Source organism: Chromobacterium haemolyticum (genome assembly GCF_009936155.1).
In the GTDB taxonomy this organism is placed as follows: domain Bacteria; phylum Pseudomonadota; class Gammaproteobacteria; order Burkholderiales; family Chromobacteriaceae; genus Chromobacterium; species Chromobacterium haemolyticum.
In genome coordinates this window covers 1,844,169-1,866,073 of record NZ_AP019312.1, presented here as the reverse complement: position 1 = coordinate 1,866,073, position 21,905 = coordinate 1,844,169, and the positions used below count along the sequence as shown (strand labels likewise).

The 21,905-nt window shown below is 63.1% G+C and carries 18 protein-coding genes; 6 read left to right on the top strand and 12 right to left on the bottom strand.

Annotation, left to right across the window (positions count from 1 at the left end; all coding sequences use genetic code 11):
• Positions 1–10: 10 nt before the first annotated feature.
• From GYH29_RS08585 to GYH29_RS08575, 3 genes are read left to right on the top strand one after another with little or no spacing between them, the layout of a single operon-like run.
• Positions 11–958: a complex I NDUFA9 subunit family protein gene (locus GYH29_RS08585; protein ID WP_118267084.1), complete on the top strand. Its 948-nt coding sequence runs from the start codon at positions 11–13 to the stop codon at positions 956–958.
• 13 nt (positions 959–971) lie between these two features.
• Positions 972–2,195 (top strand): multifunctional CCA addition/repair protein, encoded by a 1,224-nt coding sequence (locus GYH29_RS08580; RefSeq protein WP_019102409.1) that lies wholly within the window; start codon positions 972–974, stop codon positions 2,193–2,195.
• A 1-nt stretch (position 2,196) separates the two neighbouring features.
• Positions 2,197–3,315 (top strand): 2-methylaconitate cis-trans isomerase PrpF family protein, encoded by a 1,119-nt coding sequence (locus GYH29_RS08575; protein WP_019102408.1) that lies wholly within the window; start codon positions 2,197–2,199, stop codon positions 3,313–3,315.
• Positions 3,316–3,327: 12 nt separating this feature from the next.
• Here GYH29_RS08575 and GYH29_RS08570 read toward each other — a convergent pair whose 3' ends face one another.
• The 12 genes from GYH29_RS08570 to tssK form a co-directional block, all read right to left on the bottom strand.
• Positions 3,328–3,984, bottom strand: a complete 657-nt coding sequence (locus GYH29_RS08570; protein ID WP_161523534.1) for a rhomboid family intramembrane serine protease — start codon at positions 3,982–3,984, stop codon at positions 3,328–3,330.
• A gap of 275 nt (positions 3,985–4,259) precedes the next feature.
• The gene (locus GYH29_RS08565) at positions 4,260–4,805 is read right to left on the bottom strand and encodes a DUF2867 domain-containing protein (protein ID WP_198001655.1); all 546 of its coding nucleotides are present in this window, start codon (positions 4,803–4,805) and stop codon (positions 4,260–4,262) included.
• A gap of 51 nt (positions 4,806–4,856) precedes the next feature.
• Positions 4,857–5,657: a TrmH family RNA methyltransferase gene (locus tag GYH29_RS08560; protein WP_043593926.1), complete on the bottom strand. Its 801-nt coding sequence runs from the start codon at positions 5,655–5,657 to the stop codon at positions 4,857–4,859.
• A 5-nt stretch (positions 5,658–5,662) separates the two neighbouring features.
• Positions 5,663–6,988, bottom strand: coding sequence for an HDOD domain-containing protein (locus GYH29_RS08555; protein WP_019102403.1), 1,326 nt, complete (start codon positions 6,986–6,988; stop codon positions 5,663–5,665).
• Positions 6,975–7,718 (bottom strand): class I SAM-dependent methyltransferase, encoded by a 744-nt coding sequence (locus tag GYH29_RS08550; RefSeq protein ID WP_019102402.1) that lies wholly within the window; start codon positions 7,716–7,718, stop codon positions 6,975–6,977. Before GYH29_RS08550 ends, GYH29_RS08555 begins: the two co-directional genes overlap by 14 nt.
• A gap of 19 nt (positions 7,719–7,737) precedes the next feature.
• Positions 7,738–8,667 carry a flagellar motor protein MotB gene (gene motB, locus GYH29_RS08545; RefSeq protein WP_043593929.1) on the bottom strand — a complete coding sequence of 310 codons (930 nt, stop codon included), beginning with the start codon at positions 8,665–8,667 and terminating at the stop codon, positions 7,738–7,740.
• 15 nt (positions 8,668–8,682) lie between these two features.
• On the bottom strand, positions 8,683–9,540 hold the full coding sequence (gene motA, locus GYH29_RS08540) for a flagellar motor stator protein MotA (RefSeq protein WP_039755446.1): 858 nt from the start codon (positions 9,538–9,540) through the stop codon (positions 8,683–8,685).
• Positions 9,541–9,728: 188 nt separating this feature from the next.
• Positions 9,729–12,350 carry a type VI secretion system ATPase TssH gene (gene tssH / locus GYH29_RS08535; protein ID WP_161523533.1) on the bottom strand — a complete coding sequence of 874 codons (2,622 nt, stop codon included), beginning with the start codon at positions 12,348–12,350 and terminating at the stop codon, positions 9,729–9,731.
• 163 nt (positions 12,351–12,513) lie between these two features.
• On the bottom strand, positions 12,514–12,999 hold the full coding sequence (locus GYH29_RS08530; RefSeq protein WP_039755445.1) for an Hcp family type VI secretion system effector: 486 nt from the start codon (positions 12,997–12,999) through the stop codon (positions 12,514–12,516).
• Positions 13,000–13,125: 126 nt separating this feature from the next.
• Positions 13,126–14,769, bottom strand: coding sequence for an OmpA family protein (locus tag GYH29_RS08525; RefSeq protein WP_019102397.1), 1,644 nt, complete (start codon positions 14,767–14,769; stop codon positions 13,126–13,128).
• Positions 14,770–14,780: 11 nt separating this feature from the next.
• Positions 14,781–15,443, bottom strand: coding sequence for a DotU/TssL family secretion system protein (locus tag GYH29_RS08520; RefSeq protein ID WP_019102396.1), 663 nt, complete (start codon positions 15,441–15,443; stop codon positions 14,781–14,783).
• The gene (gene tssK, locus GYH29_RS08515; protein ID WP_051002688.1) at positions 15,440–16,783 is read right to left on the bottom strand and encodes a type VI secretion system baseplate subunit TssK; all 1,344 of its coding nucleotides are present in this window, start codon (positions 16,781–16,783) and stop codon (positions 15,440–15,442) included. The genes GYH29_RS08520 and tssK overlap by 4 nt, the downstream gene beginning before the upstream one ends.
• Positions 16,784–17,270: 487 nt before the next feature.
• Here tssK and tssB point away from each other — a divergent pair, with 487 nt between their 5' ends.
• From tssB to GYH29_RS08500, 3 genes are read left to right on the top strand one after another with little or no spacing between them, the layout of a single operon-like run.
• On the top strand, positions 17,271–17,777 hold the full coding sequence (tssB, locus tag GYH29_RS08510; protein WP_161523532.1) for a type VI secretion system contractile sheath small subunit: 507 nt from the start codon (positions 17,271–17,273) through the stop codon (positions 17,775–17,777).
• A gap of 15 nt (positions 17,778–17,792) precedes the next feature.
• The gene (gene tssC, locus GYH29_RS08505) at positions 17,793–19,325 is read left to right on the top strand and encodes a type VI secretion system contractile sheath large subunit (RefSeq protein ID WP_043593930.1); all 1,533 of its coding nucleotides are present in this window, start codon (positions 17,793–17,795) and stop codon (positions 19,323–19,325) included.
• A gap of 60 nt (positions 19,326–19,385) precedes the next feature.
• Positions 19,386–21,905 (top strand): type VI secretion system Vgr family protein, encoded by a 2,520-nt coding sequence (locus GYH29_RS08500; RefSeq protein WP_161523531.1) that lies wholly within the window; start codon positions 19,386–19,388, stop codon positions 21,903–21,905.

Sequence of the window (21,905 nt, the reverse complement as noted above, 5' to 3'; positions counted from 1 at the left end):
GACCTCACTCATGACTTATCAACGCATCTGCGTCATCGGCGGCAGCGGTTTCATCGGCAGCTACATCGCGGAACGCCTGACCGAACAAGGCTGCCAACTGACCATCGCCACCCGCCGGCGCGAACGCGCCAAGGCCTCGCTGCTGGTGCTGCCCGGCGTGCAGCTGGTGGAAGCGGACATTCACCGCCCGGAAGCGCTGAAATCATTGATTTCCGGCCACGACGCGGTGATCAATATGGTGGGCATCCTGCACGGCAACGCCGCGCAGTTCGACAAAGCCCACGTTCAGTTGAGCGAAAAAGTCATCACGGCCTGCCAAAGCCTGGGCGTGCGGCGGCTGATCCATATCAGCGCGCTGGGCGCCGATGAACGCGGCCCCAGCCTGTATCAGCAAAGCAAGGGCCGCGCCGAGACCCGCGTGCGCGAGAGCGGCCTGGAGTGGACCATACTGCGGCCGTCGGTGGTGTTCGGCCATGGCGACAGCTTCCTCAATATGTTCGCCAGCCTGCTGCGCAAAGCGCCCTTTCTGCCGCTGGCCGGCGCGCATACACGCTTCGCGCCGATCTGGGCCGGCGACGTGGCCCATGCGGTGGAGGCCAGCCTGTCGCACCGCGCCGCCATCGGCCAGAGCCTGGACTTGGCCGGCCCCGGCGTCTACACGCTGGCGGAACTGGTGAGCCTGGTGGGCCGCCACATCGGCAAGCCGCGGCCGGTGATCGCGCTGCCGCAAAGCCTGGCCATGCTGCAGGCCGCGTTAATGGAATGCCTGCCCGGACCTGCGCTGATCAGCCGCGACAATGTACGCTCGCTAAGCGTGGACAACATCAGTGATCAACCCTTCCCCTCCGCGTTGCTGGGCTTCCGCCCCACCGCGCTGGAAGCCTTGGCGCCGGGCTTGCTGGGCAGCGATGAATTCAATCTGACAATGTCCGCCTACCGCCGCCAGATTGCGCGCTGAACGGAAAGAATCAATGCAATGCTATATCGTCGGCGGCGCCGTGCGCGACCGCCTGCTGAAACTACCGGTGAAAGACCGTGACTGGGTGGTGGTGGGCGCCAGTCCGCAAGAAATGCTGGCGCTGGGCTATAAACCGGTGGGCAAGGACTTCCCGGTGTTCCTGCACCCGGACACCCACGAAGAATACGCATTGGCCCGCACCGAACGTAAAACCGGCAAGGGCTACCACGGCTTCGCCGTCTACGCCGCGCCGGACGTGACGCTGGAGCAGGACCTGGCGCGGCGCGACCTGACCATCAACGCCATCGCCGAGGCCCCGGACGGCAGCCTGATCGACCCCTACCACGGCCGGCGCGACCTCGAAGCCGGCGTTTTGCGCCACGTCAGCCCCGCCTTCGCCGAAGACCCGGTGCGTATTTTACGGCTGGCGCGTTTCGCCGCCCGTTTCGGCTTCACCGTGGCCGACGACACCATGACGCTGATGCGGAAAATGGTAGCGGACGGCGAAGCCGACGCCCTGGTGGCGGAGCGGGTATGGCAGGAATTAGCCAAGGGTTTGATGGAGGAGCGGCCATCGCGCATGTTCCTGGCCCTGCGCGCCTGCGGCGCCCTTGCCCGCGTGCTGCCGGAAGTGGACGCGCTCTTTGGCGTGCCGCAACGCGCCGACCATCATCCGGAGATAGACACCGGCGACCACGTGATGCGGGTGCTCGACTGCGCCGCCGCCGAGGGACTGCCGCTAACGGCGCGCTTCGCCGCGCTGACCCACGACCTGGGCAAGGCGCTGACGCCGGCGGAGGTGCTGCCGCGCCACATCGGCCATGAGGCCGCCGGCGAAGCGCCGCTGCTGGCCTTATGCCAGCGCTTGCGCGTGCCGGCGGACTGCCGCGACCTGGCGCGCATCACGCTATTGAGCCATACCAAAGTACACTGTGCTTTCGAATTAAAGCCAAGCACAATACTACGATTGTTCAAGCAAACCGACGCCTTGCGGCGGCCGGAGCGCTTCTTGCTGATGCTGGACGCCTGCCGCGCGGACGCGCGCGGACGCTTGGGTTTTCACGACCGGCCCTATCCGCAGGCGGACTATCTGTCCGCGCTGCTGGACGCGGCGCTGGCGGTGGATGCCGGCGGCATCGCCCGTCAGTGGGAAGACAAGCGCACCCTTCCGGAAGCGATAGACCGCGCCCGGACCCGCGCCATCGCCGTCCGCAAGGAGCAACTGGAGACGCACTGACATGGCCTCGATCTATCGCCTGCCGTCCACGCTGATGCGCGGCGGCACCAGCAAGGGTCTGTTCATCCGCGCCGACGCGCTGCCCGAGGATACCTCAACCTGGGAACGCATGTTGTTGCGCGCCATCGGCAGCCCTGACCCGCACGGCAAGCAGATAGACGGCCTGGGCACCGGCCGGGCCAGCACCAGCAAGGTGATGATCCTCAGCCCGTCGCGGCGCGAAGACTGCGACGTCGATTGCCTGTTCGGCCATGTGTCGATAGAGCATGCCTTGATAGACTGGTCCGGCAACTGCGGCAACCTCAGCGCCGCGGTGCCGCTGTTCGCGGTGATGGAAAAACTGGTGGAGCCGCGCGACGGCGTGGCCTCCATCGGCATCTGGCAGGCCAATGTCGGCAAGCGCATCATCGCGGAACTGGAAATCATGCACGGCCAACCCGTCTGGCAGGGCGACTACCATATCGACGGCGTCGCCTTTCCCGGCGCGCCGATCCGGCTGCGCTTCCTGGACCCTGCCGGCGGCAGTTCCGGCGAACTCTACCCCACCGGCAAGCTAGTGGACGAACTGGCGCTGCCGGACGGCAGCCGAGTGGAAGCCACCCTGGTGGACGCCGGCAACCCCACAGTATTCGTCCGGGCCCGGGATTTCGGCCTCAAAGGCGATGAGGAAATGGCGGCCCTGCAGGAAACCGCGCGCCACCGGCTGGAATGGGCGCGGGAAATCGCCGCCGTGGTCATGGGCCTGGCTCCCGACATCTTCGCCGCCCGGCGCGAACGGCCGGGCTCGCCGCGAATCAGCCTGCTGTCGGAAAGCCGGAACGAGGATTGCCAGATCAACGCCCGCATCCTGACCTCCGGCCGCTCGCTGCACCACGCCTTCACCGGCACCGGCGCCATCGCGCTGGCTTGCGCCTGCGCCACCGAGGGCACGCTGCCGCAGCAATTGGCCGGCGCGCCGGTGCGCGGCATGCCGCTGACCTTCAGCCACGCCAGCGGCAAACAAACCGTGGAAGCGGTTCTGGGCCACTCGGTCGAATACGGCTGGACCATCAGCGAAGTGGTGATGACCCGCACCGCCAGGCCGCTGATGCGCGGCGAAGTTTACATTCCGATGGACTAGCGGCGTGCAGCGTCAAGGCTGCGCGGGCTCCGCGGCCTGCTGTTGACGCAACTGCGCCGCCAACTCGCTCAAATCTTCGGAACCCAACGCTAGGCTCGCCTGATGCGCGCCAAGCGCCGCCGCGCCCGCCAGCGCGATGAACATCAACAACCGTTGCAGCGGACGCCGCTTCAATCGGTCCAACCAGCCCAGCACGCCCAGCGGCAGACCGGCCAGGAGGCCACCGACATGGCAAGCCTGGTCAACGCCGGACACCATGAAGCCCATGCCCAGGTTCAACAACACCACTTGCGCCAGGGCCTTGCCCTGCGAACCGCCCATGTCGGCGTCGCTGAGGCCGGCCACGCACAACGCCCCGGCCAGCCCCATCAAGGCGCCGGACGCGCCCACACTGGCCACCAGGCGGATACTGCTCTGCATCAGCAGGTTGGTCACCGGATGCGTGCCGTACCACCAAGCGCTGACCAGGCCCGCCGCCAGGCCGGCGGAAAGATAAATGGCCAGGAAACCAACACCGCCAAAGCGCTTTTGCGCCAAGGGGCCAATCAGCAGCAACATATACATATTGAGCAACAAATGCATGGCCCCGCCATGCACGAACATGCTGCTCAACAGCCGCCAGCTATCGCCGCTCAAGGTGAACGGCGCCAGATTGGCGCCCCAACTCACCAAGTGCTCGGGGTCGGGTTCGGTCCAAGAGACGCCAGAAGCGCCCATCCAGATGTATACAATCAAATTGGCGAGCACTAGGCCGATAGTGGCCCATTGTTGTCGAGCAAGAGAGGAAAGCCCGCCAAAGCGGGATGCGGAAGAGTCAAGCGCGGCTTCATTCATATGGTCTGATTTCCTGTCTTTCAATTTGCCGTTTAAATATCACCGGCGCATGATAAAACAGATCAGCTCAAATAAAAACCAATTGCTACTCAACAAGCATTAACAATGGTTCAAGCCATTGCCGCGCCGCGCCGTAACTCCCGCTCCACCTGCCGCAACATGCGCCGGCGAATCAGGCCGCTGACCGGCCGGATCAAATACCAGTAAGGCGCGAAACGCAAACGGGTGGCCACGTCGGGACAATGCACGCGGGTCTGAGTCGATAGGCGAACGCCTTCGGCGACGATTTCGCAATGAAAGCTCAACAACAGCCGGGCTACGCCCGGCTCGTTCAAAGCGATGAAATCCTCAAGACCACCGATCTCGCGCAAACCGAAATCCGCGCGCCAGAACGCGCCCGCCAGGCCCAGGACCATCTCGCTCTCGCCGTCGCGCGCCAGCGGCGTGAAGCTGTGCATGCCAAACGGCGGACGGTTTTCGGGCAAGGCGCCGCTTAAACGGCCGGGCAGCTCGCGCAAGGCCATAAAGCGCCGCGCCCAGCGGTCGTCCGCCGGCGCGATGCGCTGCACCGCGTCCAATACCGAGTCCGACGCCGCCGGCAAGACCCGGGAGTGGGTCTCGACATACTGATAACTCGGCAGAATGCGTTCTGCCAACGCAAAGCGCTCCATCCGTCCTTCTCCGTTTCTGGCGGCGGGCGGCGAGTCTCAACCGGTCGCCGTCTCCAGCTGTCGCACCCGCTCGAACAAACACACCGTCGCCGCCATCGCCACATTCAGCGATTCGGCATGGCCCGGCATCGGAATCCGCACCCGCGCATCGGCCAGGGCCAGCGCCTCGGCGCTGACGCCGGCGCCCTCGTTGCCAAACACGAAAGCCACCGGACCGCGCAAATCCTGCGCGTACAACGAGGTGGAGCCCTCCAGATGAGTGACTAGCTTGCGGCCGTCGTAGCGCGCCAGCTCGGCGCACAGATCGGCCTGCTCATGGATGTTGAGCGCGAAGTGCGCGCCCATGCCGGCGCGCAGCACCTTGGGCGAATACACGTCGACACAGCCCTTGGATAGCATCACATCGTATACCCCCGCCGCCGCCGCGCAGCGCAAGATGGTGCCCAGATTGCCCGGATCCTGTATATCCTCCAGCATCACCCGGGATGCGTCCGCCAGGCTGGGGCGCGGCTGCGGCCGTGGGCACAAGGCCAGCAACTCCCCGGCACTGGCCAGTGCCGTGGCCTTGGCGAGCACGGTTTCCGGCACCGTGATCACAACAGTCGGCGCGCTCAGACGCCGCAACAAGACTTGCACCTCCGGATGCGCTGCCGCCGCCTCGTTGAGATACACCCTCTCGGGCACGATGCCTGCGTCCAGGCAGGACTCGGTCAGATGAATGCCCTCCAGCAAGATCGTTTGTTGCTTGCGGCGTTCGCGCGGGCTCTGCGCCAGGCGCGCCAACTGCTTGATTTCGTCGTTATGGGCGGAGGTGATGGTTTTGCTGATGTACGACATGTGTCCTATTGCGGCAGCAGGGTCAGGCGCGCCACTAAATCCTTGAATCGGTGATAACTGTCCTCGTCGATCGCCTGGCCGCTATGGCCGTTGTCGACATAGAACACGCCGGACAGCGTGTGCCCGACAAACAGGGTGATCAGGGCGAATTCATTGTCCCCGACATGCTCGAAAAACAGATCCTCGTAGCGCCGCTCCAACTGCTGGCGCACCGAGGCCGGCGCGTGAAAACTTTGCGGCTTGCTGGTCAACACCGCGAAGAAGGAACCTGGCTCCAGCCCCAAGGGCAGCTTGCGCAACGGATGGCTATCGCCCAAGCCCAGCTGATAACGCAACTTCAACGTATGCGCGTCCTGATCGTAACGGTAATACAGCACCCGCTCGAACTTAAGGTCGTTGGCCAGGTGGCGGATGGATTCGCGTATCGCCTTCTCCATCTGCTCGGCGTCGCTCAAAGCGGCGGTTTTCTGCAAACTCGGGCGCTTATACTCGCCTTCCAGCATCAACAGGCTGCGCACCGGGTACATATAGCCCACCGCCCTGGGGTGGCGCGCCACCGACAAAGCCGCGTGCACCACCGCCTGATGCGCCAGATACGGCGCGCAGCCTATCAGCTTGGCCGCGGCCTCCACGCCCACCTGCCAGGTACTGCGCCAAGTGCCCTGCTCCAAAGAGTTGGCCGTGGCCATCGCCAGGCGCAGCAACTGGCGACGCTTGGTCGGGCTGCCCGGCCCCAGCAAGGCGTTCAGGCCGGTTGGCAAAGGCATCAGCTTGATGAATTGCTCCAGCACCTGAGCGTAATCGCAATCGAAGGCGTTGGACATTTCCTGCAGCAGCGGGCGGTCCGGCAACTGATTGCGCTGCATCATGAACAAGCAGGCGGGCAGATTGTACAGCAAGGCGGCCACGAAACAGTCCTCCACCTTGTGATCGCCCTGCAAAGAGAGCCACTCCTTGATCAGCAAGGCCGCCACCCGGGAGCGGCCCAACCAGTCCTCCACCGCCTCCAGCACCTCCGCGTCCAGCTTGTCCGGCACCGCCTCCAGCGCGGCGACGCGGCCAAAGCGGTTGGTGACCGCCTCCAACCCCATCAGCAGCAAGGTCTGCTCTACCGAGGGGATGCTCTCATTGCGCTGCAAGGCGCGCGAACCGCCCACCACCCGGACCAGGTCCAGCAGCAGGAAGGGATCGGACAAACAGAGGTTGGCGAGGTCGGTGAAATTGATCAGATCGCTGTGGCGAGCGCAAATATCCTTCAGCTCGCCCAGCGTATTGGGCAGAATCGGCCAACGCCGTTCGGCGATGGACTTGATCCAGTTAGCAAGCTCCATGTGGGTGGCGCCAGATCAGTAGTTCGGTTTGCAAAGCGCCTCCCAGCGGGATGCGTTCATCGGGTTCGACATCGGGAACGGCGAAAGTATTGCTGACCAGCAGGCTGCCGGGCCGCCCCTCAGCCACAAACTTGCGCCAGACGCGCGCCATCGGCTCCGGGGATAGAAACACATAGACCGCATCGTACTCTCCCCACGACTCCCTCCAAAAACTGCGGCAGGAGAACTCCAACCGCCGCGGCCGCCGGGCCAGCCACCAGCGCGCTCGGGCCAACAGCCAACTGCCCCAAGCGCTTTCCAACGCCCTCACTCTGAGATCCGGCCGCAGCCGGCACAGCCAGACCGCCAGCCTGCCGTCGCCGCAGCCGGCTTCCAGCAAGGCGGCCCGCCCTGGCAGGAGCTCGGCCAAGCGCTCCGCCGCCTGGGCCGAGGAGCGATACAAGGGCACGCGCTCCAGCACGGCGTTGCGGCCCAGCGCGAAAGTCAGCGCCAACCCCAGCAAATACACCCAGGATGGCAAGGCCGCCTGATGCATCAAGGCCAGCGCGGGCACAAACAAGCCGTGCAGCAAGCGCTGCCAGCCGGGCAAACGCATGAAAATGGCCAAGGCCGCCGCGCACAGGCCTTGCAGGATCGCCCAACCCAGGGGCTGGGCGGCGGGCGCGACGAAAAACATCGCCGCCAACGCAGCCAGCAGTTGCAGGCCAAGATGACGCAAGCGGCTCAACAAGGCAACGCTCGCATCGGGATTATTTGGCCGGCGTTTCCGCCGGCGCGGCGGCTGGCTCGGCCCCGCTTTCCGCGGGCCCGCCGATCACTTCCTGGTTCATCTGCGGCTTGTAGCCGTCGTTGAGGATATTGCTCTCCGCTTCCTTGTTCAGCACCACGATGGCGATGCGCCGGTTTTCCGGGCTGAACACATTGGTCTTGACCAGCGGGTTGGCCGAAGACAGGCCCACCACGCGCAACACTTTGTTGTCCTGCAGGCCGCCGGCCACCAGTTCGCGCCGCGCCGCGTTGGCCCGGTCCGCGGACAGCTCCCAGTTGCTGTAACCGCCCTGGCCGCTGCCAAAGGGCTTGGCGTCGGTATGGCCGGAGATGCTGATCTTGTTCGGCATCATGTTCAACTCTTTAGCCAGTTGCTGCAGCAACACGCGAGTATGCGGCAGCATGCGCGAGCTGCCGGAGTCGAACATCGAGCGGTTCTGCTCATCGACGATCTGGATCTTCAACCCGTCCGGTGTGATCTCCAGCTTGAGTTGATTCTTGTACTCCTTGAGCAGTTCGCTGTGATCCACCGTGCTCTGGATCTTGTTCTGCAACTGCTCCATCGCCACTTTTTCCTGCTGCTTGCGCATGATCTCGTCCTGCGGCGAGCCCGACTTGTTGACCTGGCCGGTCTGCTTGGTCAAATCGTTGCCGCCGCCCTTGATCACGGAGGTGGCGTCGCCGGCACCTGCGCCGCCGGACAGCGCCACTTTCAGCGGCGTCTTGAAGTATTCGGCGATGCCGTTCAGCGTGCCCTGCGAGGCCGAACCCAGCAGCCACATCAGCAGGAAGAAGGCCATCATCGCGGTCACGAAGTCGGCGTAGGCAATCTTCCAGGCCCCGCCATGGTGGCCGTGGCCGCCCTTCTTGATGCGTTTGACGATAATGGGCCGTTGCGATTCGTCAGCCATGATCGCTCCCCCCGCTTATTTCTTCGCCTGTTTCACGTGATCTTCCAGTTCCTTGAAGGACGGACGATCATGCGAAGCCAAGACTTTGCGGCCAAACTCCACCGCCACTTGCGGCGCATAGCCGTTGAGGCTGGCCAGAATGGTGACCTTGATGGTCTGGTACACCCGGGTGCCGTCACCCAGCTTGTGCTCCAGAATGGTGGCCAGCGGGCCGACAAAGCCGTAAGCCAGCAAGATACCGAGGAAGGTGCCCACCAGCGCGTGGGCGATCAGCATCCCCAGTTCGGACGGCGGCGCGCCCACAGACTCCATAGTGTGCACCACCCCCATGACCGCCGCCACGATACCAAAGGCCGGCAGGCCGTCGGCCAAGCCCTTAACCGCGTTGACGGGCACTTCGCCTTCGTGATGGTGGGTTTCGATCTCCACATCCATCAGGTTCTCGATTTCGAAGGCGTTGAGGTTGCCGCCCACCATCAGGCGCAGGTAATCGCAGATGAACTCCACGACATGGTGGTCGTGCAGAACAGTGGTGTATTTGGAAAAGACAGGACTAGCTTCCGGATTCTCGACGTCGGCCTCGATGGACATCAGGCCTTCCTTGCGCACCTTGGTCAGAATCTCGAACAGCAGCGAGAACAGTTCCATGTAGAAGGCCTTGCCATAAGGCGTGCCCTTGAACACGGTGGGGAAGGCCTTCATCGTCGCCTTCAGCGGCGCGCCGCCGTTGGCCACCACGAAAGCGCCGAGCGCGGCGCCCGCGATCATCACCACCTCCAGCGGCTGCATCAACGCGGCGAGATGGCCCCCCGCAGCGACGAATCCCCCCAGCACGGAGCCAAGAATTATGAGGTACCCGATTCCGACGAACATGCGTCAAGTCCTGTCTTTGTGATTTTTCGGATCGCTGCGATTTCCATTACAGCACGACTTTTATTCTATTCATAATAGAAAAAGCGGATTGAATTGTATCAACCCGCTTTCCCAGCTGCAAAAAACATGGAAGGTGATATTCACTAGCGCTGAAAAATGACGAAACCAAGTACCGGCCGGCCTCCGAATCAATGCAGCAAGGTCATTTCCAACTGGTCGTCCTGTCCCGCCGTCAGCACAATCCGCAGCGGCATACACCCCTTCGCCAAGCGCCACTGCAAACACTGCGAGGCCATCTCCGGCAGCAGCTGCCGCCGGATCAGATGATCCAGGCCGCGCGCGCCATGGTCTCGTCGGCCGCAAGCAACGGCCATTGCCTGCGCGCAGTCCGTGCCGGCCTCCAGTTCAATGCCTTGAGAGGCCTTAAGATGCGTGGCCAGCGCCGCCAGTTTCAACTGGGCGATCTCCGCCAGAGCCGGCTCGGACAACAAGCCATACGGCACCACTTGCATCCGCGCCAACAGCGGAGCCTGGAAGTGGGCCAGCAACAAAGGGCGAAGCGCGTCTCGCCACGTCCCTCGCTCCGGTTCCCCCTCCTGTTCCAACAACAGCTCGCTGCCAAGATTCGACGTCATCAGAAACAGGGTATTGCGAAAATCGATTTCGCGGCCCTCCCCATCCCGCATGAAACCCCGGTCAAACGCCTGATAGAACAAATTCAGCACATCGCGGTGCGCTTTTTCCACCTCGTCCAGCAGAATCACGCTATATGGCCGCCGCCTCACCGCCTCGGTCAGCACCCCGCCCTGGCCATAGCCGACATAACCCGGCGGCGAACCTTTCAACTGCGAAACCGTATGTGCCTCCTGGTACTCGGATAAATTAATGGTCAGCAAGGCCTGCTCGCCGCCGAACAATAGATCGGCCAAGGCCAGGCCAGTTTCGGTCTTGCCTACGCCTGAGGGCCCGGTCAGCAAGAACACCCCCAGCGGACCTCGCCCCGGCGCCAATCCGGACTTGGCCGCCAGCAAAGACTGGGCAATCTCCTCTACCGCGGCCTCCTGGCCACGCACCCGTTCCCTCAAGGCCTGCGCCAAGCCCAATAGATTGACTGCGTCATCAGCCAGCAGTTTACCCACTGGCACCCCGGTCCAATCGGCAATCACCTCCGCCACCAAGGCGGCGTCCACGTCGGCGGCCGCCAAGCGACGCTCCCCTTGCAAAGCAGCCAACTCTGCCCGTGCCTGGACCAGCCGCGCCGTACCGTCTCGCCGCCCAGCCAACTCTCGGCACAACCGGCGCAGCGACTCCGCGCCCTCCCGCTCCTGCTGGTAACGCTGTCGCAAGGCCTCATCCTCAAGCCGAGCCGCCGCCAGTTCTGAATCGATCACCCGCAAGCGCGTCTCAAGCTGCGCGCTACCAGCGCCAAGCCCCGCATCATCCCGCAGGGCCTCCCTCTCGCTATTCAGCGCCAACAACCGCGCCTGCACGGCCTGCAATTCCGCCGCGCCGCCTTCCAGGCTCATCCGCGCCCGCGCCGCCGCAGTGTCGATCAAATCCACCGCCTTGTCCGGCAGCTGACGCCCGGCCAGATAACGCCGCGACAAACTCACCGCCGCCGTGATCGCCTCATCGCGGATCGCCACTTCGTGGTGCTCCGCATAGCGCGGCTTCAAGCCGCGCAGCATCAGACAGGCGGCGGCATCGTCCGGCTCTTCCACCTTCACCATCTGAAAACGACGTTCCAGCGCCGCGTCCCGCTCAAAATACTGTTTGTATTCGGACCAGGTGGTGGCGGCTATCGTCCGCAGTTCGCCGCGCGCCAGCGCCGGCTTCAACAGGTTGGCCGCATCGCTGCCGCCGGCGGCATTGCCCGCCCCCACCAACACATGCGCCTCGTCAATGAACAACAAGATCGGCTCCGGCGCCGCGCGCGCCGCCTCGATCACCTGCTTCAGCCGCTGCTCGAACTCGCCTTTAACCCCGGCTCCCGCCTGCAACAAGCCCACATCCAGCGCGAGCAAGCGTACCCCGCGCAAGGCTTCCGGCACTTCGCCGGCGGCAATGCGCAGAGCCAACCCCTCGGCTAAAGCCGTCTTGCCTACCCCCGGCTCGCCCACCAAAATCGGATTGTTCTTGCGCCGGCGCAGCAGAATATCCACCATCTGGCGTACTTCCTTGTCCCGCCCCAGCACCGGGTCGATCAAGCCCTCACGGGCCTTAGCGGTTAAATCGGCGGCAAACCGGCTCAAGGCCTCCGGCAATTGACCCTTCGTCGCGGACGCCTCCGAGCGGCTCTCCGACGGGACAAGCGCCTCCTCTTCCAGCCCAATCTCCTCGGACTCCGCCGAAACCCGCTCCAACCAGGTCCAGCGCGCGCGCACTTGCGCCGCGGACAAACTGAATAATGGCCAGGCCTGCCTACAAGACAAACGCTCCGGCGACGCCAGCAAGGCAAGATACAGATGGGCCGAACGCATCCGCTGGCCGCCGGAATCAAGCGACGCGATCAGCCAGGCCGACTCCAGCAAGGACTGTACTCCACGCGACAAGCCAGGCTTACCGCGCATGTCCCGCGGCAACCGCTCCAGCGCGGCCAACAAGCCTTGCCAGATTTCATCCACATCTATCTCGTAATGCCGCAGCAAAGCGGCTAAATCGCCATCGCCCCGCTCCAGCAGTTTCACCAGCCAGTGCTCAACCGTGATTTCGGCATGAGAGCGGGCCAGGCAAAGCCCGGCCGCCTCCTCCAGTGTTCGGGCGCAGTGTTCGTTCAGCCGTCGCAACAAATGAACAGACTCGAGTATCATTTCCGCCTTTTCCCAAACCAAACGCATGCCGGCCAAAACGGCCGGCATGGTTAAACGTACTGAAACCTCCGCCGGCAACCGCAATGCGCCGCGACCAAACATCTCGCGGGTCGCACCTCCGGCCCCCTCCGTCTAAACGCCGTGGTTGCCCGGCAAAGCGGGACTAACGGTTTTCAACCCAGCTGTCGGAGTGGATGATGTTGCCGTCCTTGTAGGCCCAGGTGATTTTCTCGTAGCGCATTTCCACCTCCTCCAGATGGTTGTAACGCTCGCGGCCCGGATCCTTGATGTTGTACATTTTGGGCGCCACCGACACGACCTTGACGTTGTCCAACTTGATGTTGAAGTACTCCTGCTCGCTGCCGGCGTCGTCGATCTGATACCACTTGAACTCCACCTCCTTCAGCGTCTGGCCGCTGGTCACCGCCTTGTACAGATAAGGCGATGAAGCGTCGAACTCCTTAACCAGAGTCAGGGCCTCATGGACACGAGTGCCAGTCAACTTGCCGGTATTGCCGTCCGTGGGAATGCGCACAGCGTGGTCGAACTCCACCACCTCCACGCTGTTCTCCCTGCCCTGCACCGTCACCGAGCCCTTGATGTCCGCGCCGCCGTCATCTTTCAACCACATGTACGCTGGTATCGCCATATCAAACCCTCCTAGGATTAACTTAATAATTTAAGTTTAGACAAGACCGCTCGCCCGCCTCGCCCAAGCGAAACGCCGCGGAGCAGCGCGCCGCACCCTGCGGCCGCCTCGTAACCGGGCCGCCCGTCACTTGACGGGCAGCGTCGGCAACAAGGTAATCTCCACTCGCCGGTTGCGCGCCCGGCCTTCGACATCGTCATTGCTCGCCAGCGGCCGGGTTGCGCCATAGCCCTGGATGGCGAAACGGGTCAACGGCAGCCCGGTCGCATGCGCCAACCAGTCTCGCACCGCTGCGGCGCGCTCCAGCGACAAACGCTGATTGGCTTCCGACTGGCCCACGCTGTCGGTATGGCCCGCCACCAACACGTTTCGCTCTGGATAAAGCGCCAGTGCCGCCAATGCCGGCTTCAAAGCCATCTCCGCGCCGACGCGCAACACAGCCTTGCCGCTATCGAACAAGGACAGGCTATCCAACAGCACAGAGGCCGGAACCGCCGCCGGCGGACGATAATCGGCAATCAACCGGACAATGCGCTCCCGCCACGGTTGCGCACGGTAAAATCCGAACCCCAAGCGCAAGGGCACGCCAAGGTCGACATGGCTCTGCAACTCCCTCGCGTCACTCTCCAACACCGACAAAGCCTCACGGCGCTCAACATCCCTCTCCACCGGCAGCGAGCGATAGTGAGCGACATTGGCCGACAAGCGCTCCAGCAACACTCGGTTGGACCAGGCCGACGCGGCAAACGCAGCCAATGCCGTCAGGCAGGCCAAAAGCCAAAGACTCAACGCCAACCGCCAAGCCGCAGGCAGGCGTCCACCCGGCTCCAAACCGAACAACCAGCTTCGGGGCACCCCTTCCCGCTCGCTCTTGCCTATGCTCAGCGAGCGCACCGTCAAACCACTCAAGGCCTGCCGGCAACGGCCCCATGGCGATAAAGCCGCATCCCTCCCCTGCGTCGGCAGCAAGGCGATTCCCTGCAAGCCAACCGCCGGAGCCGGCGTAGCCCCCTGCAACAAAGCAGGCAATACCTGAGTGCCTAGCCAGCCTCCCACCGCACCGGCGCGCAAGCGCAAATCGAAACGCGCTCGCGCATCCTCGTCGCCCAAAACCGGCGGTTGCAGCTCCGTCCGGCTACGCCAATCGTCCAACCACTCGCGCCACTGCCGCAAACTGGCGCTCGAAGAGCCTTGCAACACCACGCCCAAAGTCCCGCCGATACCGGAGCAACGCGCCGGCGCGGGGAATCCCACCAATAAATAAACCGGCAACCGACAAGCCAGACGGCGCTCCACATCGGCAATCGCCTGTCGCCACGCCTGCAAACGTCCCAACCAGGCTGCCTCGCCGCACTCGGCCGCCGCCTCCAAACGCAAGGCCAAGGCATCGGGCGGCGAACCCCGCCGCCAAGCCACCAGTTCCGCCACCGCGCGCTCCAGCAAGGCAGGGGTCGGCACCATCGCCCGCAGCATGCCATCCTCCGCCGCAACATAGGCTCCGCGCGGGCTTTCCAGTTCCACCACCGTGGCACGCCCATCTCGCCATCCCTGCGGCAAATCCAGCAAACCCGGCAGCAGCAGTTCTCGCGCCGCGCCGTCGCGGCGCCAGCGCCACATCCGCCAGCCGGCCCAACCCAACCAGAGCGCCGCAGCCGCCAAGCCCACCCCCAAGCGAACCATTGCGCCCCACGGCGCCATTTGCGCCAACCACCACGCTAGCATCGCCAACGACAATGCCCACAAGCAGAAAAAATGCGTGTGAATACGCATCGCCCGCTCCTTTACGACAGCGCCAAGGCGGCATCGGCAACACCCAGCCACCAGCTCAACGCGGCATATCCAAGCAGCGTCGCGGCCAGGCCAGCCCCAGCCGCGGCCAACGGCAAAGCCATGCGCCGGAAACGCCAGGACACCCCGCCGCGCAACATGGCCACCGCGCCATCAAACTCGCCGGCCGTCAACGGCGGCGGCGCCGGCACCAGCGCGCTCAGTTGTCCCAACAAGGCTTGACTAGCCGCATCGTCCTCGCCTCCGCGAAACCCCATGGCCAAAACCATTGCGTAGCACCAGCTCAGCGCCGGCTCCGCCGCGGGCTGAGCCAAATGCGCGCGCATCTGTCCCAGCAACACCTCGCCGGCCTGATAGCTGTTGAAAAAACGCACCTGTAAGGGCTCCCGCGCCCACTCCGCCCGTTTCGCTCCCTCAAGGCAGCGCAACGCCGCCTCGTCCAGCAATGCGCACTGCGCGTAACTGGCCCGCTCAATCAAGACCTCTCTGGCGCCTGCCTGGCGCAAACCCTCGCGCGTTGCGCGCACCAGGCCGGCCGCATGCTCGCGCCAATCCTCCACATGTTCCGGCGCGTCCTTGTCGGCCAACATCGACACCGTCAGCGCGGTATCCCGGAAACTGCGAGCCAAAGTCTCTGGCGGAAATAGCTTGCTCATGATTTCAACACCACAAAGAGTTCAAGCACCACGCCCGGCAAAGACGCGGGCACATAACAGGAACACGCCTGCGCCGCCAACATGCGCTGAAAAGCCGGATGACCGGCATCCAAGGCGAAGTACAAGTTTTCCATCCGTACCGGCAAAGCGGCCGGCAAGCGCGTCGGCACGCTCAAGGGCACGCCTCCGGACGCGGTGCTGACTACGGTTTCCACATCCTCCGGCGCACCGATCTTGCACACCGCCGGAAAACGCTCCAGCAACTGCGCAGGCGGCATGTCCGCCCTCACCGACAGATAAAAACCGCCTTGTTCTCCCAGCCTGGCGTCCGCCAGTTGGCCATGCCACATCGACGACTCCCCCCTCGCCAAAGACACCAGCACCACTTGGGAGGGAATCACCGTGTCCAAACAGCCCCGGATCCAGTCTTCCAACAACAGGAACCCAGGCCTGGCGTCTTCATGCCGGTAAGCGGGAATGTCCGCCAGATCTTGCTGTAGCGAGAATGTGGACAACATGCCGCACAACTGCGCCAATGCGCGATACAACGCTTCCGGGTGGCTGGCAGGCGTCTGCCGCAGATGCGCCAATACCGGCCAAGCGCTGTTCACGCAATGCAAAAACCAGAACAAGCCGGCATCCGACACGGAAAAATCCACCAACCCGTGTCCACGCTCACGCCGGCGCTCAGACAGCTGGCGGCTGCGCGCCAACAGCATTTCCTCTATTCGTTCAAGCAAATCCATCAAACCCGGCGCCGTGTCCAAACGCAACGCCGGTGGCCAGAACGAGGGATCCCGCACCCATTGCCCCTGGCCGTTTCGGCTCAAGCGCAGCAAAGGACAGCAGACATAATCCGCCCGCTCCTCGAACTCCAGCAGCAAACGGAAATTGCCGCGCTCCACCGCCAGCTCCGCCGGCGGGCCCTCGTACAAATCCTCCACCTCCAGGTATTCGCAACGCTGCCGCCTGGGCCGCGCCGGCGTCTCGCCGTCGCGCTCGCAATTGCCGCCGCCCGCTTCCCACAAGGGCAAGCCCAGGAATACCAGCACGCTCTGCGCCTCGGCCGGCGCGGCAAAATCCCGCGCCGACGGCAACCGATCGGCCTCGGCGCAGTCGGCCACGGCGCCATCCGGCAGGATCAGGCGCAGCCTTTGCAGCTTCAGCTTGCCCAGACTCAAAGCGGCCTCATCCCACTCCAGCTCCCAACACCCCCAAAAATAAGGCTGAGCCAAACGCCCAAACGAGGCCGCCAAGTGGGAAAACCACAATGACTGCTGTTGAAAATGCTGGGGGGACAATAAAGCGCCCTCCATCCACATCGGACGAAAAAATCTCATGCGAATAACCTCTGAGGCAAGCTCTTTAAAACACGACTACCACTGACAGCGCAAACCAGCACATAGGATTATTCCTAAAAAAACTCGCAAATTAATTCAAACCAACAAAAATAAAACCGAAAAAATCAAAGAAAAATACTTAAAAACTAATTCTGAAATTTAATTTCAAGCTAACAACAAAAAACAAAATGCCAAATGAATAAAATTTAAGTAAACATAGAAAATCTACGTCATTCTAGACACCAAACCGCAAAGCCTGTCAAATCAAAACCGTATTGCACCAATCCATGCAACCTGGTTAACATTGAAAAATAAACGCAAAAATAAGACAAATAAACAAAAACATAAGTACAGATGTAAAAAACAAAATCACGACAACCAAAAAAACAAAAGAAAACCACGACAACATGATGAACGGGGACACTCCGTCCATTTACCCATCTGGAGAAATGGACATGCATAAACCTTGATCGCAGGAGAAAACACCATGGCTGAAAGTTTTCAAAACGAAGTGCCCGTCGCGCGGGTCAACATCAAGCTGGACTTGCATACCGGCGGGGCCCAGAAAAAAGTAGAGCTCCCGCTGAAACTGCTGGTGGCTGGAGACTACAGCCATGGCCAGGAACAGCAGCCGCTGGCGGAACGGGAAAAGGTGTCGATCGACAAAAACAACTTCGACGCGGTGCTGGCCGAACTCAACCCCAAAGCCAAGCTGGTGGTGGAAAACATGCTGGCGGGTGACGGTTCAGAAATGGCGGTGGATCTGGACTTCAAAGCCCTGAGGGATTTTCACCCAGAACAGGTGGCGGCGCGTATTCCGGAGCTTCGCGCGCTGCTGGCGATGCGCAATCTGCTTCGCGACCTCAAAGCCAATCTGCTGGACAACGCCTCCTTCCGCCGCGAGCTGGAAAAAATTCTGCGCGACGACTCGCTGTCCGCCAACCTGCGCAGCGAACTGGAACGCATCATCCCGCTCGGCCAAGCCGCCCACTAAACCAGGAGCCCACTCATGTCGACCAAGAAGCAACAGCAGCCCGAGGACACCATCGTGCTGGAATCCCCGGTCAGCGTTTACGAATCGCTCTGCGCCAAGATCAACCTGGCGCCCGTGGCCAGCACCCAACCCATCGAGGCGTATCAGACCGCAGAAGTGATGTCAGACGCGCCGCTGGACGAACGCATCGCAGTGGCAGTGAACGTATTCCTGAAAATGATCCAGGAGGCCTCGCAAAAAGTGGACCGCCTGGACAAAAGCCTGCTGGACTTTCACATCGCCCGGATCGACGCGCAAATCAGCCGTCAGCTGGACGCGGTGATGCACAATCCTGTCTTCCAGCAAATCGAATCCGCCTGGCGCGGGTTGCGCTTTCTGGTGGATCGCACCGACTTCCGCAAGAACGTCAAGATCGAGGTGCTGGACGTCAGCAAGGAAGACCTGCGCAATGACTTTGACGACGCGCCGGAAGTGATACAGAGCGGCCTGTACCAGCACACTTACATTCAGGAATACGACACCCCCGGCGGCGAACCCATAGGCGCCATCATTTCCAACTACGAGTTCGACCGCGGCCCGCAGGACATCGCGCTGCTGCGCGACATCTCCAAGGTGGCCGCAGCCGCTCACATGCCCTTCATCGGCGCAGTGGGGCCGGCCTTCTTCGGCAAGGAAAGCATGGACGAAGTCGCCGCCATTCAGGACGTGGCCAACTACTTCGACCGCGCGGAATACATCAAATGGCGCAGCTTCCGCAACAGCGACGACGCCCGCTACATTGGCCTGGCCCTACCGCGCTTCCTGGCCCGCCTCCCCTACGGGCCCGACACCGTGCCGGTACGCAGCTTCAACTACGCCGAAAACGTCAAGGGCCCGGACCACCAGCGCTACCTATGGACCAACGCCGGTTTCGCCTTTGCCGCCAATATGGTGCGCAGCTTCATCGGCAACGGCTGGTGCGTGCAAGTGCGCGGCCCGCAAGCCGGCGGCCTGGTGGAAGATCTGCCCATCCATCTGTACGACTTGGGCATAGGCAATCAGGTGAAAATCCCCACCGAAGTGCTGATCCCGGAAACCCGTGAATTCGAATTCGCCAACCTGGGCTTCATTCCGCTGTCCTTCTACAAAAACCGCGACTACGCCTGCTTCTTCTCCGCCAACTCGGCGCAAAAGCCGGCCCTGTACGACACTAAGCAAGCCAGCGCCAACAGCCGCATCAACGCGCGGCTGCCGTACATCTTCCTGCTGTCTCGGCTGGCTCACTACCTGAAGCTGATCCAGCGCGAGAACATCGGCGCCACCAAGGACCGCCGGCTGCTGGAGTTGGAGCTCAACACCTGGATCAAGCTGCTGGTCACCGAAATGACCGACCCCAGCGACGAGCTACAAGCCTCGCACCCGCTGCGCGACGCCCAGGTCATCGTCGAAGACATCGACGACAACCCCGGTTTCTTCAAGGTCAAGCTGTTCATCGTGCCGCACTTCCAGGTGGAAGGCCTGGACATCAACCTGTCGCTGGTCTCGCAAATGCCCAAGGCCAAAAACTAAGCGCCCGTTCCCTCGGGCCGTCTCCACGGCCCGAGGGCAGGCCCAATCGGGAGAGCCGCCATGCCGCCGCAACAGCACTACCACCTGAAGATCGCCGAACTGCCGGCCGAACTGCTGTCGGTCGAATCCTTCACCCTACGCGAATCCCTGGGCCGGCCCTTCGCCGCCGACATCCGCGTCACTTCCGCTCGCCAAGACATCGACCTCGTCTCCCTGCTGGACCGCTACGCGCTGTTCTCCATCCACGGCCCCCACCCGGACGCCACCCTGTTTCCAGAGACTCCACCACAGCTATTGCGCCGCTGGCGCGGTGTGGTCAGTCACGCTCGCCGCCTCAGCGCCAGCCGCGACGAGGCCTTATACGAACTGCGCATCGAATCCCAACTCGCCCGCCTGGGCGAAGGCCGCTATTCCCGCATCTTCCAGCACCAATCCGTGCCGGACATCATTGAAGCCGTGCTGCGCCGCCACGACTATCGCGGCCACGAAATTACCTGGAAGCTGCGCCCCTTGTTCGGCCAAGACCATAACCCCTACCCCAAGCTGGAGTATGTGACCCAATATCAGGAGTCCGATCTGGACTTCATCCATCGCCTCGCCGAAAAAGCCGGCCTTTACTACTATCTGGTCACCGACCCCAAGAGCGCCGCCTGGGAAACCATCGTCTTCGGCGACGATGTCGACGCCTACGTCCGCACCGGCCGCGATCCCGCCCAACCTCCTCAGGGCGGCGTCAAGCTCAAGCTGCGGCCCCAGGCCGGCATGGCCGACAACGAGGAAACCCTGAGCCGCTTCGAACTGGCCGCCCAACCCATCCGCGCGCAAATCCAGCGCAAGGACTACAACTACCGCGACGCCAACCAGCCGCTGCTGGCCGAAGGCGGGCCACCGGCCAACACCCCCGGCGCGCGCGGCGTCGATTACCTATGGGGCGAGCATTACAAAGACCCGGCACAGGGACAGCGCGCGGTGCTGATCGCCCAGCAGCGCGAACACTGCCGCCAGTGGATCGCCGCCGGCGACGGCAACTGCCTGCAAGCCTTCGCCCCCGGCCAGATCTTCAAGCATGACGGCCCGGCGCTGGCTCCCGCCCCGGACGGCTGGCTGCTGGTCTCGGTCCAGCACCAGGGCGGCCGCCGCGACGCCTACCGCAACGCCTTCACCGCCACGCCCGCCGACCGGCCCTACCGCCAGGAATTATCTACCGCGGTGCCGAACATTACCGGCGCGCTGCCATCCCGCATCGTCGCCCCGGAAAAAACCCATTACGGCGCGATAGACCTGCAAGGCCGCTACTGCGTGCGCCTGCCCTTCGACCTGGACGAATGGTCGCCCGGCGGCGACAGCCGTCCGCTCAGATTGGCCCGGCCCTACGCCGGCCCGGAATACGGCCAGCACTTCCCGCTGCACCAAGGCACCGAGGTGCTGGTCAGCTTTGTGCTGGGCGATGTGGACCGGCCCTATATCAGCGGCTGCCTGCATAACTCCGAACTCACCGACAGCAACCCCGGCGCGCATTGGGACAGCCGCAACCTGATCCGCACCTGGGCCAACAACAAGCTGCGGCTGGAAGACCGCCAGGGCCAGGAACACATCAAGCTGGCCACCGAGTACGACAAGAGCCAGCTCAATCTCGGCCACCTGGTCAACGGCCAGCGCGCGCCGCGCGGCCAGGGCTTCGAACTCAGGACCGACGGCTGGGGCGCATTGCGCGCCGCCAAAGGGCTGTTCCTCTCCACCGACGCCCAGCCCAAGGCCGGCGGCAAGCAGTTGGACATGCAGGCGGCGCAAGCGGACTTGGACAGCGCGCTGAGCAATATGCAAACCCTGGCCGACATGGCCGCCCAGGCGCGGGCGCTGGCCGCCGACATCGAGCAACAGCGGCAACTGATGGCGGATCGCCTCAGCGAACTGCAAAAGTCCACGCTGCTCGCCCACGCACCGGACGGCATCGGCCTCAGCAGCGGCCAGCATCTGCAACTGGCGGCCGGCGGCAACCTGATCGCCACCGCAGGCGGCCATGCCGATATCGGCGCGATCAAACGCTTCACCGTGGCGGCCGGCGAAGCCCTCAGCCTGTTTGCGCACCGACTAGGAGCCAAGCTGATCGCCGCTCAAGGCAAGGTCGAAATCCAGGCCCAGCACGACGCTATCGAACTGGCCGCGCTCAAACAAATCCGCATCATCAGCAGCGGCGACGAAATCATCATCGCCGCCAACAAGAAACTGACCCTGCAATGCGGCGGCTCCTACCTGACGCTGGACAGCTGCAAGGTGGAAGCCGGCACCCGTGGCGACATCAAGCTGCACGGCGCGTCGCTGACCGCTCCCGGCCCTGCGTCCATGCCCACCCCGGCTTACGACTTCCCCAGCGCCAAGGTGGTGGAGCCGCGCGATCACTATTTCACCCTCAACAACCCCGCTTCCGGCAAGCCGCACGCCGGCATGCCTTACACCATCACCGAACCGGACGGCGTCATCCATCGCTGCCAGACGGACGGCAGCGGCAAGACCCAAACCATCAAAAGCAGCTACGCCAAATCCCAACTCAAGATCGTGTTTGAGCCACAAGGAGAATAA

Excerpts from the sequence above, each read along its gene's own strand:
- GYH29_RS08575 (WP_019102408.1), top strand. The coding sequence starts at position 2,197 with ATGGCCTCGATCTATCGCCTGCCGTCCACGCTGATGCGCGGCGGCACC.
- GYH29_RS08500 (WP_161523531.1), top strand. The coding sequence starts at position 19,386 with ATGCCGCCGCAACAGCACTACCACCTGAAGATCGCCGAACTGCCGGCC.
- motA (WP_039755446.1), bottom strand. The coding sequence starts at position 9,540 with ATGTTCGTCGGAATCGGGTACCTCATAATTCTTGGCTCCGTGCTGGGG.
- tssK (WP_051002688.1), bottom strand. The coding sequence starts at position 16,783 with ATGAGATTTTTTCGTCCGATGTGGATGGAGGGCGCTTTATTGTCCCCC.
- GYH29_RS08560 (WP_043593926.1), bottom strand. The coding sequence starts at position 5,657 with ATGTCGTACATCAGCAAAACCATCACCTCCGCCCATAACGACGAAATC.
- tssC (WP_043593930.1), top strand. The coding sequence starts at position 17,793 with ATGTCGACCAAGAAGCAACAGCAGCCCGAGGACACCATCGTGCTGGAA.
- motB (WP_043593929.1), bottom strand. The coding sequence starts at position 8,667 with ATGGCTGACGAATCGCAACGGCCCATTATCGTCAAACGCATCAAGAAG.
- GYH29_RS08580 (WP_019102409.1), top strand. The coding sequence starts at position 972 with ATGCAATGCTATATCGTCGGCGGCGCCGTGCGCGACCGCCTGCTGAAA.
- GYH29_RS08555 (WP_019102403.1), bottom strand. The coding sequence starts at position 6,988 with ATGGAGCTTGCTAACTGGATCAAGTCCATCGCCGAACGGCGTTGGCCG.
- tssB (WP_161523532.1), top strand. The coding sequence starts at position 17,271 with ATGGCTGAAAGTTTTCAAAACGAAGTGCCCGTCGCGCGGGTCAACATC.
- GYH29_RS08520 (WP_019102396.1), bottom strand. The coding sequence starts at position 15,443 with ATGAGCAAGCTATTTCCGCCAGAGACTTTGGCTCGCAGTTTCCGGGAT.
- tssH (WP_161523533.1), bottom strand. The coding sequence starts at position 12,350 with ATGATACTCGAGTCTGTTCATTTGTTGCGACGGCTGAACGAACACTGC.
- GYH29_RS08585 (WP_118267084.1), top strand. The coding sequence starts at position 11 with ATGACTTATCAACGCATCTGCGTCATCGGCGGCAGCGGTTTCATCGGC.
- GYH29_RS08530 (WP_039755445.1), bottom strand. The coding sequence starts at position 12,999 with ATGGCGATACCAGCGTACATGTGGTTGAAAGATGACGGCGGCGCGGAC.
- GYH29_RS08525 (WP_019102397.1), bottom strand. The coding sequence starts at position 14,769 with ATGCGTATTCACACGCATTTTTTCTGCTTGTGGGCATTGTCGTTGGCG.